This is a genomic window from Acidovorax sp. DW039 (genome assembly GCF_037101375.1).
Lineage (GTDB): Bacteria > Pseudomonadota > Gammaproteobacteria > Burkholderiales > Burkholderiaceae_C > Acidovorax.
This window is the reverse complement of sequence record NZ_AP029019.1, coordinates 3,793,725-3,808,483: the sequence shown is the minus strand read 5'-3', so window position 1 is coordinate 3,808,483 and position 14,759 is coordinate 3,793,725. Positions and strand designations below refer to the sequence as shown.

Genomic DNA, 14,759 nt, shown 5'->3' with positions numbered 1-14,759 from the left:
GGCTCAAGCTGCCGAGGGTGACCTCAGCACAGGAGACAAGGGCGCGTGGATGGGGGCGAGTGAGAGTGGCGCAGCTTTGCTATTAATTTTATAGCTGCTTGCGCTGGCCGACGGGGCGCGACAGGCGATTGGATGCATGCAGCTGGGGCCAGTTGCCGCCGCCACAAAGTCATCATCCAAGCCATCAACAACCACATGCTCGCTTTGATCCGCCAGCAGACCTGTCCCGGTAGGGTGCATCTGCCAGCTTGGGGATTCCGTATCAGTGTTTCAATTTGTCAGTCCGCCGACTGGCGCACAGACCACCACGGGCATCTGGCCCGCAATCTGCATGTGCGACACCCGCTGGCATCGACCTTCCTGCGCAAGTACCATGGCTGAGTGGACTAAACTCCAGACAAATCAACCACTTACAAAACAACGCGCAGGTGAAACACATTATAGGGGGCAAACCACTGCCGGACAGGGCCCCAACCACCAACCCTCCTGCCGTCCGCATGCTGGAAGTTGACGAGGATTCTGCAGGCCAGCGTCTGGACAACTTTTTGATACGCCACCTCAAAGGCGTGCCCAAGACCTACGTGTATCGCATCATCCGCAGCGGTGAAGTGCGCATCAACAAAGGGCGAGCAAGCGCCGACACCCGCGTGGAAGCGGGGGATGCGGTTCGGGTGCCGCCCGTGCGTATCTCCGAAAAAGTGGCAGAAAAGGCCGAGCGGCCTGCACCTGCCCGGGAATTTCCGGTGCTGCTGGAGGATGAGCATGTACTTGCTATCGACAAGCCTGCAGGCGTGGCGGTGCATGGAGGCAGTGGTGTCAGCTTTGGAGTGATTGAGCAGCTCCGCCAAGCCCGGCCGCAGGCCAAGCTGCTGGAGTTGGTACACCGCCTTGACCGTGAAACCTCTGGCATCCTGCTGGTGGCGAAGAAAAGGTCTGCGCTCACTCACTTGCAGGATCAGTTTCGTGAGCGTGAAACAGGCAAGACCTATCTGGCTCTTGTCACGGGCGAGTGGCCGGTGCGCAACAAGGTCATTGATCTTCCCTTGCACAAATACCTGCAGGCGGATGGCGAGCGTCGGGTGCGGGTGACCACGCCAGACGATCCGGATGGCATGCGTTCCATCACGCTCGTTAAGGTACGCCAGACGTTTGCCCCGCGGCCATTGGAGAGGCTGCCCGCGATGAGTTTGCTGGAGGTGACCATCAAGACCGGGAGAACGCACCAGATCCGGGTGCACCTTGCCAGCCAGGGGCATCCCATCGTGGGAGACGACAAGTATGGTGACTTCGACTTGAACAAGCGGTTGCACAAGCATGGGCTCAAGCGCATGTTTTTGCATGCATGGCGGTTACAGTTCAGCCACCCTGCCACGGCGGAAAAGCTGACCCTGAATGCGCCTTTGCCCCCTGAGCTGGCAGACTTTTTACCCTCCGACTAGTGTTTTCGCATGCCGACACCTGCCCGTTCCCGCCGCTTTGACCTGATCGCTTTCGACTGGGATGGCACCTTGTTCGACTCGACAGCGATCATCGTGCGTTCCATTCAGGAGGCTGTGCGCGATGTTGGTGGCACAGTGCCGTCTGACACAGAGGCGGCTTATGTGATCGGCATGGCGCTGATGCCTGCTTTGGCCCATGCCGCGCCGGATGTGCCGCCTGAAAAGTACCAGGAGCTGGGCAATCGGTACCGCTTCCATTACCTGCAGCATCAAGATGATCTGAGTCTCTTTGAGGGAGTGCTGCCCATGCTGTCCAGCCTCAAGGAGCGTGGTCATTTATTAACCGTTGCCACGGGCAAGAGTCGCCGTGGCCTCGATGAGGTTCTGCACTCGGTAGACCTCAAGGGGGTGTTTGATGGCTCCCGCACCGCGGACCAGACGGCAGGAAAACCTCATCCGCTCATGCTGCAGGAGCTGATGGCTGAGTTTGATGTTCCGCCCGAGCGGTTGCTGATGATTGGTGACACTACCCACGACTTGCAGATGGCGTGCAACGCCGGTTGCGCCAGTGTCGGGGTGAGTTATGGCGCACATGAGCCCGATGCGTTCCACGCACTGGGGCCTTTGTTCGTTGCTCACTCGGTCCGTGATCTGCATGACTGGCTCCTTCGCGAAGCCTGATGCGCCAGATGAGTGGTGGTGCACTTCATTTCATTCTGATATGACTGCCGAGCAGACTTTCCCTTTGTGTGCCAGCACCGATCTGGAAAACGGCGGTATTGCCGTGCCCTTCGACGTGGTCTATTACGGTCAAAGCTGTCGGGCTTTTGCAGTCAGATACCAAGGCGTAGCCCATGCTTACCTGAACCGTTGCACGCATGTGCCGATGGAAATGGACTACCAGCCCGGCCGCATTTTCGATGACACGGGTCAATGGCTGTTGTGTGCCACCCACGGTGCCGCCTACCAACCCGACACGGGACGCTGTGCAGGAGGCCCCTGCCGGGGCGGGCTGGTGAAAATTGCCCTCTCAGAGCGGGACGGTGTGGTGCACTGGCATGCTGCACAACATCTCCAGCCTGTAGCGTTTTAGGGGATAGGCCCCTGGAACGTTTTCTGCACCGATTGTTGACTGGATTTTCAATCCGCAATCCACGAAAGCGCATTGGTCGCTTTCCGGTTCTGCGGGAGGCCTTGAATGACTGAACCACAAAACCCCCATTCCTCTGCATCCCAAAGTGGGCCTGAGTCCTTGCCCGCTTCTGACCTGTGGGCTCAGCAGGCCAAGGCGTCAACTGCTGCCAAGCCTGCCTCCGGCTCTGCGCCTGCGGGTGAGCCGGGCTGGGAGCGTACTGTGCTTGAAAAGCTGGCACTGGCCGCGTTGACAGAGCAGAGAGCTGCGCGCCGCTGGAAGATCTTCTTCAGATTTGCATGGTTGCTTCTTGTCGTTGCCATTTTCTGGGGCGCCATGCTTCAGGCAGCGCCCAGTGCCAACAAGAGTGCGCCTCATACGGCGGTGGTCGACATCAAGGGCGAGATTGCCTCAGGTGCTGAAGCCAGTGCCGAGTTCGTCGTGGCTGCCATGCGCAGCGCCTTTGAGGATGAGGGCTCCAAGGCAGTTGTGCTGCTGATCAACTCCCCCGGTGGCAGCCCGGTTCAGGCGGGCATCATCAATGATGAAATCACCCGTCTGAAGGCCAAGTACAACAAGCCCGTGTATGCGGTGGTGGAAGAAACCTGTGCCTCCGCGGCTTACTACATCGCAGCGGCAGCCGACGAAATTTTTGTGGACAAGGCCAGCATCGTTGGCAGCATTGGCGTGTTGATGGATGGGTTTGGCTTTACCGGAACCATGGAGAAACTGGGGGTCGAGCGCCGCTTGCTGACGGCGGGTGAAAACAAGGGTTTTCTGGACCCTTTCAGCCCTCAGACCGAGCAGCAAAGGGCCTACGCGCAAGCCATGCTCAATCAGATCCACCAGCAGTTCATTGCGGTGGTAAAGGCTGGGCGCGGTGAGCGTCTCAAGCCCACGCCAGAAACCTTCAGTGGCTTGTTCTGGACTGGGCAGCAGGCAGTGGAGATGGGCCTGGCGGACAAGCTGGGCAACCTGGACTACGTCGCCCGCGAAGTGGTCAAGGCGGAGGACATCATCGATTACACCCGCCGAGAAAATGTCGCTGAACGGTTGGTCAAACGCTTTGGCGCTGCCATGGGGGCTGGGGCTGCCAAGGCTGCCGCTACCCTGACAGTTCCTCAGCTGCGTTGATCTTCTAGGGGCTCTGGCAAGCAATTGCAGAGCCCTTTTGTTTAGCTCTCGTTTAGCGGCCCAGCATGAATACCGTGGGTGTGCGGTTGTCCACAGGCGCGGCTATTGAGCGCCATTGTTTGTTGGGTTGGCTGAGAACCTTGCCTGATGAGAGCGTCAGTCCTGCAGCCAGACCCAGCCGGGTATGCGGCTGCAGCGTCTGTGTCAGTGCCTGCCACAAGGCTTCATTGCGATAGGGCGTTTCTATGAACAGCTGGGTCTGCCCCGTTCGCAGGGCGATGGATTCCAGCTCTTTGATGCGCTGCACCCGCTCCATCCCGCTTTGCGGCAAGTAGCCAGTAAACGCAAAGCTTTGTCCATTCATTCCGCTGGCCGCCAGTGCGAGCAGCAGCGAAACGGGTCCTACCAGCGGAATCACCGGGATACCCAGGTCATGCGCCGCCCTGACCACGGAGGAGCCCGGGTCTGCCACGGCGGGCATGCCTGCTTCGCTGACCAGTCCTATGCCATGGCCGTCCAAAGCTGCTGCCAGCATGGGGCGGGCGTCAAAAACTGGTGCTCCCTTGTCGCCGTGGTCTCCTTTTTTATGCACCTCACGGGGTAGCTCGGTGATCTGTTGCTGCTGAAGAGGGGCTGCCAATGGATACAGGGCATCCACTCGCTTCAGATAGGCCCGGGTGCTCTTGGCGTTCTCGCAGATCCAGTGCGTCAGGTGGGATGCCTGGCGCAGGGTGGCTGCGGGCAATGCGTCGTCCAGCGGTGCATGAATGTCACATCCAAAATCCAGGGGGGCAGGGACGAGATACAGCTTGCCTCGGGTTGGGGGGCTGGCATTCGGGCTGGATGTCATGGCAATACCAGTCCAGCGGCCCGCAGCATTTGGCAAGTGCGAATCAACGGCAGACCGACCAGTGCGGTGGGATCGTCGCTCTGAATGGCTTCGAGCAAGCTGATGCCCAGGCCTTCGCTTTTGGCGCTGCCGGCGCAGTCGTAGGGTTGCTCTGCCAACAGATAACGTTCAATCTCGGCCGCCTGGAGTGGGCGAAATTTCACTTCGACGGCAGCCAGGTCCACAGCTTCAAACCCGGTCTCCTGGCAGACGACAGCCACGGCCGTCTGAAAGATGACGGTTTTCCCGCTCATGGCCTTGAGTTGTTGTGTAGCTCGCTCGTGCGAGCCGGGTTTGCCCAAGGGCTGCCCGTCAAGGTCGGCCACCTGATCTGAACCGATCACCACGGCTCCAGGGTACTGCTCTGCGACAGCTCTGGCCTTGGCCAGTGCCAGCCTCAACGCGAGGTCACGGGGAGACTCCTCGGGTTGAGGGGTTTCGTCGACATGGGGGGCGGCAACTTCAAACGGGAACTGGAGTCGCGCGAGCAGTTCGCGTCGGTACTTGGAGGTGGAGCCCAATACCAGAGGGCGTGGCAGGGTGGGGGATTGATGCATCAGCCGATTCTCTTACACTGCCGCCATGACCAAGGAATTCTCCCCCGACCGGCTGGACATCAAGGCTTTCGCGCAAGCGGGAGGGCAGCTGTCAGGCCATGATTCATTGCTGAAATACGAACGCCTGGCGCAAGAGGCCAAGGGGTTGCATCCGGACCTTTTGGTGGACTGGAAGGCGCGCGGGGAGGTGCTGTTGCAGCCGGGAGGAGCGGGGCAGATCTGGCTGCATCTCGCAGTCCATGCGAGCTTTCCGATGGAGTGCCAGCGTTGCCTTACACCGGTCGATGTTCCGCTTGATGTGGAGCGCTCGTTTCGCTTTGTGGCTGACGAGGCAACGGCTGAAGCGCTGGATGAGGATTGCGAAGAAGATCTGCTCGCGCTGAGCCGCGAATTTGATTTGCGCGAACTTATTGAAGATGAGCTGTTGATGGCATTGCCTGTAGTGCCGCGCCATGACGAGTGCCCAACGGCCATTCCACTGGCGTCCACCGATGAGGATTTTGAGGCTGCCAATGCCGAAAAGCCCAATCCTTTTGCCGCCCTGGCTTCCCTGCGCAAGGATGGAAAAGGGACATAATTTTCTGTTTGGGATATAATCGAGGGCTTCTCGCGAATCCCCCTCGTGTCTTATTGGGCTGATCGCGTTTTTACCAACCCTATTCAAGACCAGGAGCCATCATGGCAGTTCAGCAAAACAAAAAGTCTCCTTCCAAGCGCGGCATGCACCGTTCGCACAATGCTCTGACAAACCCAGGCATTGCAGTGGAACCCACCACTGGTGAAACACATCTGCGTCACCACATCAGCCCCAACGGTTTCTACCGTGGCCGCCAAGTGCTGAAGAACAAGTCTGAAGCCTGATTTCAGCACCCCTCAAGGCCCGCAACTACCTGGCGTAGTGCGGGCCTTTGTTTTGATCGTTGCATTTTTCTTCCGGCCATGGCCGTTGGTTGGACAAGTCGCCCATGATCACACTGGCTGTTGACTGCATGGGGGGCGACCATGGCCCCCGCGTCACGCTCGCGGCGTGCCGCCAGTTTCTAGACTCTCATCCTCAAGCTCGTCTGCTCCTTGTTGGGTTGGCGGACAGCCTTCAATCCTTTTCTCACGAGCGTGCTCAGATCGTTCCGGCCACCGAAGTGGTTGCCATGGATGATCCTGTGGAAGTAGCTTTGCGCAAGAAGAAGGATTCTTCGATGCGCGTGGCGATTCAGCAGGTCAAAGACGGTGCTGCTGCTGCCGCCGTCTCTGCGGGTAATACGGGCGCGCTCATGGCAATTGCGCGCTACCTGCTCAAAACCCTGGACGGGATTGATCGTCCCGCCATTGCCACACAGATGCCTAACGCCCAAGGTGGTGCTACCACTGTGCTGGACCTGGGTGCCAATGTGGATTGCTCTGCGGAACACCTGTTGCAGTTTGCCGTGATGGGATCTGCCCTGGTTTCTGCGTTGCAGGATGGGGGGGAGCCCACGGTGGGTTTGCTCAACATTGGTGAAGAAATCATCAAGGGCAGCGAAGTCATTAAAAAGGCGGGTGAACTTCTGCGAACTGCCGCCAGTTCTGGCGATTTGAACTTCTATGGCAACGTAGAGGGTAATGACATCTTCAAGGGAACCGTTGACATCGTGGTGTGTGACGGTTTCGTGGGGAACGTTGCTCTCAAGGCCAGCGAAGGTGTCGCATCCATGGTGGTGGGGGGGCTCAAAAATGAGTTTTCTCGCAACATCTTCACCAAAGCTGCGGCTATCGTTGCCTATCCTGTTTTGAAGGCGCTGATGAAGCGCATGGATTACCGTCGTTACAACGGTGCTGCTTTGCTGGGGCTGCGCGGGCTGGTGTTCAAGAGCCACGGCTCTGCCGACGTGCTGGCTTTCGAGCAGGCTTTGAACCGGGCGTATGATGCAGCCCGCAACAACCTGCTCGACCGTGTCCGGACCCGGATTGCGCACGCGGCGCCTCTCCTGGCCCCTGCTGATGTGCAAGCCAGGGCCGGTGCTCCGGCGACGACACATTGATGAGACGTTACTCCCGCATTACCGGTACTGGCAGTTACCTGCCTCCTCGGCGCCTGACCAACGCAGATCTGGTTGCAGACCTTGCTAAGCGCGGCATTGAAACCTCGGACGAATGGATCGTAGAGCGCACCGGCATACGTGCGCGCCACTTTGCTGCACCTGATGTGTGTAGCAGTGACCTGGGCTTGGAGGCCGCACGCAATGCCTTGCAGGCGGCTGGGGTTCAGCCTCAGGATATTGATCTGATTATCGTGGCCACGTCCACCCCGGACATGGTTTTTCCTTCGACGGCATGTATCCTGCAGAACAAGCTGGGGGCCAATGGGTGCCCGGCATTTGATGTGCAGGCTGTCTGCAGCGGCTTTGTTTACGCCCTCTCGGTAGCGGACGCCATGATCCAGTCTGGCGCTGCAAGTCGCGCCCTGGTGGTGGGGGCCGAGGTGTTCAGTCGCATTCTCGACTTCAATGACCGCACGACCTGTGTGCTGTTCGGCGATGGTGCAGGGGCTGTGGTCCTGGAGGCATCTGACACACCCGGCATCCTTTCGAGCGATCTGCATGCAGACGGTAAGCATGTCGGCATTCTGTGTGTGCCTGGCAATGTGTCGGGCGGCCAAGTGCTGGGCGACCCGCTGCTCAAGATGGATGGACAGGCTGTATTCAAGCTTGCCGTGGGTGTGCTGGAGAAAGCGGCACATGCCGTGCTCTCCAAAGCGGGCGTGGATGAGTCCGCCATCGATTGGTTGATTCCCCACCAAGCCAACATCCGCATCATGCAGGGCACTGCCCGCAAGCTGAAGCTGCCTATGGACAAGGTGGTGGTCACAGTCGATCAGCACGGTAATACCTCTGCAGCTTCCATCCCCCTTGCGCTGGACCACGGAGTGCGTACCGGGCAGGTCTTGCCTGGCCAGACCGTTTTGCTGGAAGGCGTGGGCGGTGGCTTCACCTGGGGTGCTGTGCTATTGAAAATGTAGCTGCTTGTGCTTATCGGATAAGCACTAGAGCTGATTTTGATGTGGTTTTATGATGAAATCTTTTGCTTTTGTTTTTCCTGGCCAAGGCTCTCAGTCCGTGGGCATGTTGGATGCCTGGGGTGATCACCCGGCGGTGATGGAAACCTTGCGGGAGGCCTCGGATGCCTTGGGCGAGGATGTTGCCCGCCTTATTCATGAAGGCCCCAAGGAGACGTTGGCATTGACCACCAATACCCAGCCTGTGATGCTGGTGGCCGGTGTTGCTGCATGGCGTGTGTGGTGTGCTGCTGGCGGTGCCCAGCCCGTGGCGGTTGCAGGACATTCCCTGGGGGAGTATTCCGCGCTCGTTGCAGCAGGTGCGTTGACGCTGGCTCAGGCAGCCCCGCTGGTGCGGTTGCGTGCAGCGGCCATGCAAGAGGCGGTGCCTGTGGGGGTGGGAGCCATGGCGGCTATCCTAGGGCTTGAAGCCTCCAAAGTGATCTCCGGTTGCGCTGAGGCTGTGGTCGCACTGGGCGGTGTTGAAGTGGTTGAGGCCGTGAATTTCAACGACCCTTCCCAGACGGTCATTGCCGGAACCAAGGCCGGGGTAGACAAGGCTTGCGAAATTTTGAAGGCCTCCGGTGCCAAGCGGGCATTGCCTTTGCCCGTGTCTGCGCCTTTTCATTCGAGTCTGATGAAGCCTGCGGCCGAGAAATTGCGTCTGGCTTTGGAGGATGTGAAGATTGCAGAGCCTCAAATTCCTGTGATCAACAACATTGATGTCGCCGTTCGTTCGGACGCATCCCAGATTCGAGACGCCCTGTACCGCCAGGCCTTCGGGCCGGTGCGCTGGGTGGAGTGTGTGCAGGCCCTCAAAGCCCGTGGTGTGACACACGTGGTGGAGGCTGGGCCTGGCAAGGTATTGGCTGGCTTGACCAAGCGGATTGATGCCGAGATGACTGGTATCCCTTTGTATGACCCCGCAACGCTGGCTGAAGTTTTGGAGATGGTGAAATGACTGATTCGGTAAAGAGCGCCCAGGTTGCGCTGGTCACAGGTGCGTCCCGCGGTATTGGTGCTGCGATTGCGCTGGAGCTGGCCCAGAGAGGCTACCAGGTGATAGGTACAGCCACTACGGACGACGGAGCGGCGCGCATTGGTCAGGCACTCGCTGCCTACCCAAGCTGCCGTGGTGCCAACCTGAATGTGAACGACATGGCCGCTGTTGAGGCCTTGCTGGACGGCATCGTGAAGCAGCAGGGTGGACTGCATGTGCTGGTGAACAATGCAGGCATCACCCGCGACACGCTGGCAATGCGCATGAAGGACGAGGACTGGGATGCCGTTCTCGATACCAATCTCAAAGCTGTTTTCCGCGTCAGTCGCGCTGCCATTCGACCCATGATGAAGCAGCGCTTTGGCCGCATCATCAGCATCACCAGCGTGGTGGGGGCTTCGGGCAACCCCGGTCAGGCCAACTATGCTGCTGCGAAGGCGGGTGTGGCTGGCATGACGCGTGCCCTGGCCCGTGAGCTGGGAAGCCGCGGCATCACCGTGAACTGCGTGGCGCCCGGCTTTATTGCCACAGACATGACTTCCGTTCTGCCTGAAGACCAGCAAAAGGCGCTCAATGCGCAGATTCCGCTGGGCCATATGGGCAAGCCTGAAGACATCGCTCACGCTGTGGCTTATCTGGCTTCTGAAGGTGCTGGCTATGTCACGGGTCAGGAGTTGCATGTCAATGGCGGCATGTACATGTAATTGAAAGAAGTTAACGCCGGTTCATCCGGACGGCGGGTCGCTGAAGGGGTCTCCCCTTAAGCGGCTAGAATCGCGGATTCATTCACAACCCCCAGAGGGAAACCATGAGCGATATCGAAGCACGCGTCAAAAAAATCATTGCCGAACAACTCGGTGTGGAAGAGTCCCAAGTGACCAACGAAAAGTCTTTCGTGGCTGACCTCGGTGCTGACTCCCTGGACACCGTGGAATTGGTGATGGCCTTGGAAGACGAGTTTGGCATCGAGATCCCCGACGAAGACGCGGAAAAGATCACCACGGTGCAAAACGCCATCGACTACGCCAACAATCACCAGAAGGCCTGAGCGGCGTCCTGCGCCTGACTCAAGCGATCAGCAGAAGGTTTTCACGCATGAGCCGTCGTCGCGTTGTCGTGACCGGCCTGGGTTGCGTCAGCCCCGTGGGTAACACGGTGGCCGATGCCTGGGCCAACATCCTGGCCGGCAAGTCCGGCATTGATCTCATTACGAAGTTCGATGCATCGAACTTTGCCTGCAAGATTGCAGGCGAGGTCAAGGGATTTGACCTGGAGTCTTACATCAGCGCCAAAGATGCGCGTGCGATGGACTCCTTCATTCATTTCGGCATCGCAGCGGCAGCGCAGGCGGTGCAGGATGCGGGCTTGCCCACAGGCGAGGCGCTCGATGACGAGCTTGCCACCCGCATTGCCTGCGTCATCGGTTCCGGTATTGGTGGCTTGCCGCTGATCGAGGACACCCACGTGGAATACGCGAATCGCGGTCCACGTCGGATTACCCCATTTTTTGTGCCTGCCTCCATTATTAATATGGTGGCAGGGCATGTATCCATGCGCTTCGGCTTCAAGGGGCCTAATCTTGCCGTCGTCACGGCATGCACCACCGGTCTGCATTGCATCGGTGAAGCGGGGCGCATGATTGAGTATGGCGACGCTGATGTCGTCGTGGCAGGGGGGACAGAATCCACCGTTTCTCCCTTGGGTATTGGCGGTTTTGCCGCCATGCGTGCCCTTTCAACGCGCAATGATGATCCCAAGACCGCGTCACGCCCTTGGGACAAGGACCGTGATGGCTTTGTGCTGGGTGAAGGTGCTGGCGTGATGGTGCTGGAAGAGTACGAACACGCCAAGGCTCGCGGTGCGAAGATTTATGCAGAGTTGAGCGGTTTTGGCATGAGCGCAGATGCTGGTCACATGACTGCTCCCAACATGGATGGTCCTCGTCGTGCCATGCTGAGCGCGATGCGCAACGCGGGTATCAATGCTGATCAGGTGGACTACCTGAATGCGCATGGAACATCCACTCCACTGGGTGACTTGAACGAAACCAATGCGATCAAGGCAGCTCTGGGTGAGCATGCTCACAAGACCGTGGTGAGCTCGACCAAGTCGATGACAGGCCATCTTTTAGGTGGTGCTGGCGGGATCGAGAGTGTCTTCACAGTGCTGGCGTTGCATCACCAAAAGGTGCCTCCCACCATCAACATCTTCAACCAGGATCCCGAGTGTGACCTGGACTACTGCGCCAACGAGGCACGTGACAAGAAGATGGAATACGCTCTCAAAAATAACTTTGGCTTTGGTGGCACCAACGGCACGTTGGTTTTCAAACGCGTTTGAACTTGGGGGCGGCTGCATCATCTTGGTATCGGGGCTTGATGGCGTGGCGGCTCTGTCAGGTCCCGAACCACAGGCTGTAGCCTCCTTTGCCATTCCGCATCCAGAGCGATACCGCCCAGTCTTAAGTCATGGCTTGCTGGGCTGCCTGCTGGCTCATTGAGCTCTCATGAGTGATCGTTATTCGGCACCTTTCGTTCGCTATCCGTTCGGAAATACCAAGCTTCTGTACGGTGGGTTGATTGCTCTGGGTGTTTTGTCGGGTTGCGGGTGCTTCCTGCTCCTTTGGCATTCGACCTCTTCCCTTGGATATGCGGCTAGCGGCGTGTCATTGCTTGGCTGGCTGACTGCATTGGGATGCTCAGTTCGTTATTGCCTGACGGCTCCCAGCGGTGTCCTTGCCTGGAATGGCGCTGAATGGTGTCTACACCTTGGAGATCAGTCTTTGGTAGAGCTGCCCCTGCCCATCGGTGTCCGTGTGCTCTGGGATTTTCAGGGACAGATGTGCTTGGTGGCCGAGGAAGCCGGTGGGCGTCGTCATTGGTTGTGGATGGAGCGTTCTCGTTTGTCCGAGCGGTGGGGTGATCTAAGGCGTGCGGTATATTCGCCCGCCAGACTGCATCGACCTTCCGCTGCAGAATCCATTTCCAGCTCCACAGCGTGATTCCTGAGGCGCGACTTTCGAGTGTCAATGACTGCCATACCGCCTTCTCCTGCCCCTGACAGTGATCTCCAGCTGGTGGAGCGCACGGTTGCGGGTGACCAGCGTGCCTATGAGCTGCTGGTGATCAAATACCAGCGGCGTATCGAGCGCCTGATTGGCCGCATGGTGCGCGATACGGATCTGGTTCAGGACATTGCCCAGGAAACATTCATTCGAGCCTACCGGGCTTTGCATCAGTTTCGCGGGGATGCGCAGTTTTACACCTGGCTTTATCGGATCGCTGTAAACACCGCCAAGAAGGCGCTGATGGACATGAAGCGCAATCCGGTGATATCCGAGACTTCCATGCGAGCGGGCGAGGACGATGATGAAACTTCCCGCGTCGAACATGAACTAACCAGCGAAGAAACCCCCGAAACAGTTCTTGCTGCCCAGGAAATTGCCCGGGTGGTGAACGCAGCCATGGAAGCCTTGCCTGAGGATCTCCGGCAGGCCGTGACCTTGCGAGAGATCGAGGGGCTCAGTTATGAAGAGATTTCCCTGGCGATGAACTGTCCTATCGGTACTGTTCGATCGCGGATTTTCAGGGCGCGAGAAGCCATCTCTGCAAAAGTTCGCCCCCTGTTGGACAAACAGTCGGGCAAGCGGTGGTGAGTGGTGGCGCAACCCTTGCAAATATATGTAGTTGTGCGGTGAATGTGCGGATGAGACAGGTGGCATCATGAACAGGAATGTGAATCAAGGCGAACAGTTGTCTGCTCTGATGGATGGCGAGCTGGAAGGCGATGCATTCGCTCAGGCTCTGCTGTTTGCGCAGGATGACGAGGTCCTGGCAACATGGGAGCTTTATCATGTAGTGGGCGATGTGTTGCGGTCGCCAGAGCTGGCGCAGCATGCTGCTGCCCCCAATCCGTTGATTGCAAAGCTGCGAGAGCAGATGGCTCAAGAGCCTGTGTTCCCCCACCAGCAAGCGCCAGCGATGTCCCTTGATGCTGTTGCAGTTCCTGACTTGCCTGCTGCCAATGCGTCTGTTTTCCGCTGGAAGATGGTTGCCGGGGTTGCGTCATTGGCGGCTGTCGCCGCCATTGCGTGGAACTCCTTCTCTGCACTCAAGACCGAAGGACCTCAACTCGCCGCGGCACCCGCTTCGAATTCCTCGGTGGTCGCTGTGTCCGAAGGTTCTGGCCAGCCTGTCATGCTGCGTGATCCACGTTTGGATGAACTGCTGCAAGCACACAAGCAGTTCGGTAGCACCTCTGCACTTCAAATGCCTGCCGGTTTTTTGCGCAATGCTACATTTGAAGAGCCTTCTCGATGATTGTGTACGTCGGGCATTCCGGCGCTTGACCCTTTTGAGTGTCTTGGTGCCTGCGTGTGGGCGTTGCGGAAAACGGACTGTTCTGGCTCTCTCTGCAGCGGCTGTTCTCGCGGGGGGCGTACATGCGGCTCAGTCCGTAGGTTCGCAGGCGGCAACACCTTCTCAAGCTGCTTCACCTGCAACACTTCCTGTGCAAGACATGGATGTTGCGCGCTGGGTGGCCCGTCTCAGGGGAAATGGCTGCAGCAGATCGTATGTTGGTACGTTTGTGGTCATCTCCGCCAACGGTGCGATGTCCAGCTCACGGATTGCCCAGGCCTGCGATGGCGAAAAGCAGGTGGAGCGTGTTGAGGCGCTGTCTGGTGTGCCGCGTACGGTGTATCGCCGCAATGGAGAGGTTCGCACCTTTCTGACGCAGCCCCGCACGGTGCGTACTGACCGTAGCGATGCCTCTGGTTTGTTTCCCCAGCCACCCCTGGTTCCGGGTGCCAAGTTGTCGGATTTTTACGAAGTCCAGCGATTAGGCGTTGATCGCGTGGCGGGCCGCGGCGCTGATGTGTTTTTGTTTCGACCTAAGGACGATTTGCGCTTGGGATACCGGATTTGGGCAGACCAACAAACGGGTTTGCTGGTGAAACTGCAGACGCTTTCCGCCACATCTACTGTTGTGGAGCAGGCTGCTTTCTCGGAGATCGACTGGAATGCGTCTGTGTCTGTGGATGATCTCTCTCGCGGCATGGACGCCACGGAGGGATATCAGGTCATCTCTGCCCAGGTTTTGAAGACGACCGCACAGGCCGAAGGTTGGGGACTGCGCCAGGCGGTGGATGGATTTGTGCCTGTTCAATGCTATCGCCGGAGCCTGAATCCCAGAGCGCAGGGCTCCAGCAGCGTGCTGCAATGCCTCTACTCGGATGGCCTTGCATCCGTTTCCTTGTTTCTGGAGCCTTTGGATCCGGCCCGTCACGGCAATATCAAAGTCCAGGAAGTCAGCATGGGGGCAACTCAACTCCTCGCGCGGCGTGCTTCGGATGACACTTGGCTGACCATCGTGGGTGAAGTACCTCGTAAGACTCTGCATCTGTTTTCCAACTACTGGGAACGTTTGCGCTGATCGCTGCGACCATAGGGGCAGCCGTCGCAGAATCTCTCTACATCCACTCTGCGGACCCTCCGGTTCTGAAAAGGTCAGGGAACCATTCCCGCTGTAGACCTTCACAGCAACATTCATTCACTCAACCATCACAACATGTTTGAA

The 14,759-nt window shown here is 58.4% G+C and carries 17 protein-coding genes; 15 read left to right on the top strand and 2 right to left on the bottom strand.

What is annotated here, in order from left to right:
• The first annotated feature begins 428 nt into the window (after window positions 1-428).
• The 4 genes from AACH87_RS17075 (at window position 429) to AACH87_RS17060 (ending at window position 3,705) form a co-directional block, all read left to right on the top strand.
• Window positions 429-1,439, top strand: coding sequence for an RluA family pseudouridine synthase (locus AACH87_RS17075; RefSeq protein WP_338795702.1), 1,011 nt, complete (start codon window positions 429-431; stop codon window positions 1,437-1,439).
• Between the two features lie 9 nt (window positions 1,440-1,448).
• Complete coding sequence (locus AACH87_RS17070; protein ID WP_338795701.1) at window positions 1,449-2,120, top strand: HAD-IA family hydrolase; 672 nt, start codon at window positions 1,449-1,451, stop codon at window positions 2,118-2,120.
• A 40-nt stretch (window positions 2,121-2,160) separates the two neighbouring features.
• A complete protein-coding gene (locus AACH87_RS17065; protein ID WP_338795700.1) occupies window positions 2,161-2,532 on the top strand; it encodes a Rieske 2Fe-2S domain-containing protein in 372 nt (123 codons plus the stop codon).
• A 105-nt stretch (window positions 2,533-2,637) separates the two neighbouring features.
• Complete coding sequence (locus tag AACH87_RS17060; RefSeq protein ID WP_338795698.1) at window positions 2,638-3,705, top strand: S49 family peptidase; 1,068 nt, start codon at window positions 2,638-2,640, stop codon at window positions 3,703-3,705.
• Between the two features lie 52 nt (window positions 3,706-3,757).
• Here the strand turns inward: AACH87_RS17060 and AACH87_RS17055 are convergent, their stop codons facing one another.
• Both AACH87_RS17055 and AACH87_RS17050 read right to left on the bottom strand, forming a co-directional pair.
• Entirely contained in the window at window positions 3,758-4,555 is a 798-nt protein-coding gene (locus AACH87_RS17055; RefSeq protein WP_338795697.1) for an SAM-dependent methyltransferase, read from the bottom strand.
• Window positions 4,552-5,151, bottom strand: coding sequence for a Maf family nucleotide pyrophosphatase (locus AACH87_RS17050; RefSeq protein WP_338795696.1), 600 nt, complete (start codon window positions 5,149-5,151; stop codon window positions 4,552-4,554). Before AACH87_RS17050 ends, AACH87_RS17055 begins: the two co-directional genes overlap by 4 nt.
• A 25-nt stretch (window positions 5,152-5,176) precedes the next feature.
• Here AACH87_RS17050 and AACH87_RS17045 point away from each other — a divergent pair, with 25 nt between their 5' ends.
• The 11 genes from AACH87_RS17045 to AACH87_RS16995 all read left to right on the top strand — a co-directional run bounded on the left by AACH87_RS17045 (window position 5,177) and on the right by AACH87_RS16995 (window position 14,615).
• Complete coding sequence (locus AACH87_RS17045; RefSeq protein WP_338795694.1) at window positions 5,177-5,728, top strand: YceD family protein; 552 nt, start codon at window positions 5,177-5,179, stop codon at window positions 5,726-5,728.
• Window positions 5,729-5,829: 101 nt separating this feature from the next.
• Window positions 5,830-6,012, top strand: coding sequence for a 50S ribosomal protein L32 (rpmF, locus tag AACH87_RS17040; protein ID WP_338795693.1), 183 nt, complete (start codon window positions 5,830-5,832; stop codon window positions 6,010-6,012).
• A gap of 104 nt (window positions 6,013-6,116) precedes the next feature.
• The gene (gene plsX, locus AACH87_RS17035; protein WP_338795692.1) at window positions 6,117-7,169 is read left to right on the top strand and encodes a phosphate acyltransferase PlsX; all 1,053 of its coding nucleotides are present in this window, start codon (window positions 6,117-6,119) and stop codon (window positions 7,167-7,169) included.
• Entirely contained in the window at window positions 7,169-8,146 is a 978-nt protein-coding gene (locus AACH87_RS17030; protein WP_338795691.1) for a beta-ketoacyl-ACP synthase III, read from the top strand. Before plsX ends, AACH87_RS17030 begins: the two co-directional genes overlap by 1 nt.
• A gap of 52 nt (window positions 8,147-8,198) precedes the next feature.
• On the top strand, window positions 8,199-9,143 hold the full coding sequence (gene fabD, locus AACH87_RS17025) for an ACP S-malonyltransferase (protein ID WP_338795690.1): 945 nt from the start codon (window positions 8,199-8,201) through the stop codon (window positions 9,141-9,143).
• The gene (gene fabG, locus AACH87_RS17020) at window positions 9,140-9,886 is read left to right on the top strand and encodes a 3-oxoacyl-ACP reductase FabG (RefSeq protein WP_338795689.1); all 747 of its coding nucleotides are present in this window, start codon (window positions 9,140-9,142) and stop codon (window positions 9,884-9,886) included. The genes fabD and fabG overlap by 4 nt, the downstream gene beginning before the upstream one ends.
• A gap of 104 nt (window positions 9,887-9,990) precedes the next feature.
• Window positions 9,991-10,230 (top strand): acyl carrier protein, encoded by a 240-nt coding sequence (gene acpP, locus AACH87_RS17015; RefSeq protein ID WP_044397886.1) that lies wholly within the window; start codon window positions 9,991-9,993, stop codon window positions 10,228-10,230.
• A 47-nt stretch (window positions 10,231-10,277) separates the two neighbouring features.
• Window positions 10,278-11,522, top strand: coding sequence for a beta-ketoacyl-ACP synthase II (gene fabF / locus AACH87_RS17010; protein WP_338795688.1), 1,245 nt, complete (start codon window positions 10,278-10,280; stop codon window positions 11,520-11,522).
• A gap of 688 nt (window positions 11,523-12,210) precedes the next feature.
• A complete protein-coding gene (gene rpoE / locus AACH87_RS17005; RefSeq protein ID WP_338795687.1) occupies window positions 12,211-12,837 on the top strand; it encodes an RNA polymerase sigma factor RpoE in 627 nt (208 codons plus the stop codon).
• Window positions 12,838-12,904: 67 nt separating this feature from the next.
• A complete protein-coding gene (locus AACH87_RS17000) occupies window positions 12,905-13,501 on the top strand; it encodes an RseA family anti-sigma factor (protein WP_338795686.1) in 597 nt (198 codons plus the stop codon).
• A gap of 199 nt (window positions 13,502-13,700) precedes the next feature.
• Window positions 13,701-14,615: a MucB/RseB C-terminal domain-containing protein gene (locus AACH87_RS16995; protein WP_338795684.1), complete on the top strand. Its 915-nt coding sequence runs from the start codon at window positions 13,701-13,703 to the stop codon at window positions 14,613-14,615.
• Window positions 14,616-14,759: the final 144 nt, after the last annotated feature.

Coding starts and splice junctions, on each gene's coding strand:
- AACH87_RS17065 (WP_338795700.1), top strand. CDS start 2,161: ATGACTGCCGAGCAGACTTTCCCTTTGTGTGCCAGCACCGATCTGGAA.
- AACH87_RS17070 (WP_338795701.1), top strand. CDS start 1,449: ATGCCGACACCTGCCCGTTCCCGCCGCTTTGACCTGATCGCTTTCGAC.
- plsX (WP_338795692.1), top strand. CDS start 6,117: ATGATCACACTGGCTGTTGACTGCATGGGGGGCGACCATGGCCCCCGC.
- AACH87_RS17060 (WP_338795698.1), top strand. CDS start 2,638: ATGACTGAACCACAAAACCCCCATTCCTCTGCATCCCAAAGTGGGCCT.
- AACH87_RS17030 (WP_338795691.1), top strand. CDS start 7,169: ATGAGACGTTACTCCCGCATTACCGGTACTGGCAGTTACCTGCCTCCT.
- AACH87_RS16995 (WP_338795684.1), top strand. CDS start 13,701: ATGGATGTTGCGCGCTGGGTGGCCCGTCTCAGGGGAAATGGCTGCAGC.
- rpmF (WP_338795693.1), top strand. CDS start 5,830: ATGGCAGTTCAGCAAAACAAAAAGTCTCCTTCCAAGCGCGGCATGCAC.
- rpoE (WP_338795687.1), top strand. CDS start 12,211: ATGACTGCCATACCGCCTTCTCCTGCCCCTGACAGTGATCTCCAGCTG.
- acpP (WP_044397886.1), top strand. CDS start 9,991: ATGAGCGATATCGAAGCACGCGTCAAAAAAATCATTGCCGAACAACTC.
- AACH87_RS17050 (WP_338795696.1), bottom strand. CDS start 5,151: ATGCATCAATCCCCCACCCTGCCACGCCCTCTGGTATTGGGCTCCACC.
- AACH87_RS17045 (WP_338795694.1), top strand. CDS start 5,177: ATGACCAAGGAATTCTCCCCCGACCGGCTGGACATCAAGGCTTTCGCG.
- AACH87_RS17055 (WP_338795697.1), bottom strand. CDS start 4,555: ATGACATCCAGCCCGAATGCCAGCCCCCCAACCCGAGGCAAGCTGTAT.
- fabD (WP_338795690.1), top strand. CDS start 8,199: ATGAAATCTTTTGCTTTTGTTTTTCCTGGCCAAGGCTCTCAGTCCGTG.
- fabF (WP_338795688.1), top strand. CDS start 10,278: ATGAGCCGTCGTCGCGTTGTCGTGACCGGCCTGGGTTGCGTCAGCCCC.
- AACH87_RS17000 (WP_338795686.1), top strand. CDS start 12,905: ATGAACAGGAATGTGAATCAAGGCGAACAGTTGTCTGCTCTGATGGAT.
- fabG (WP_338795689.1), top strand. CDS start 9,140: ATGACTGATTCGGTAAAGAGCGCCCAGGTTGCGCTGGTCACAGGTGCG.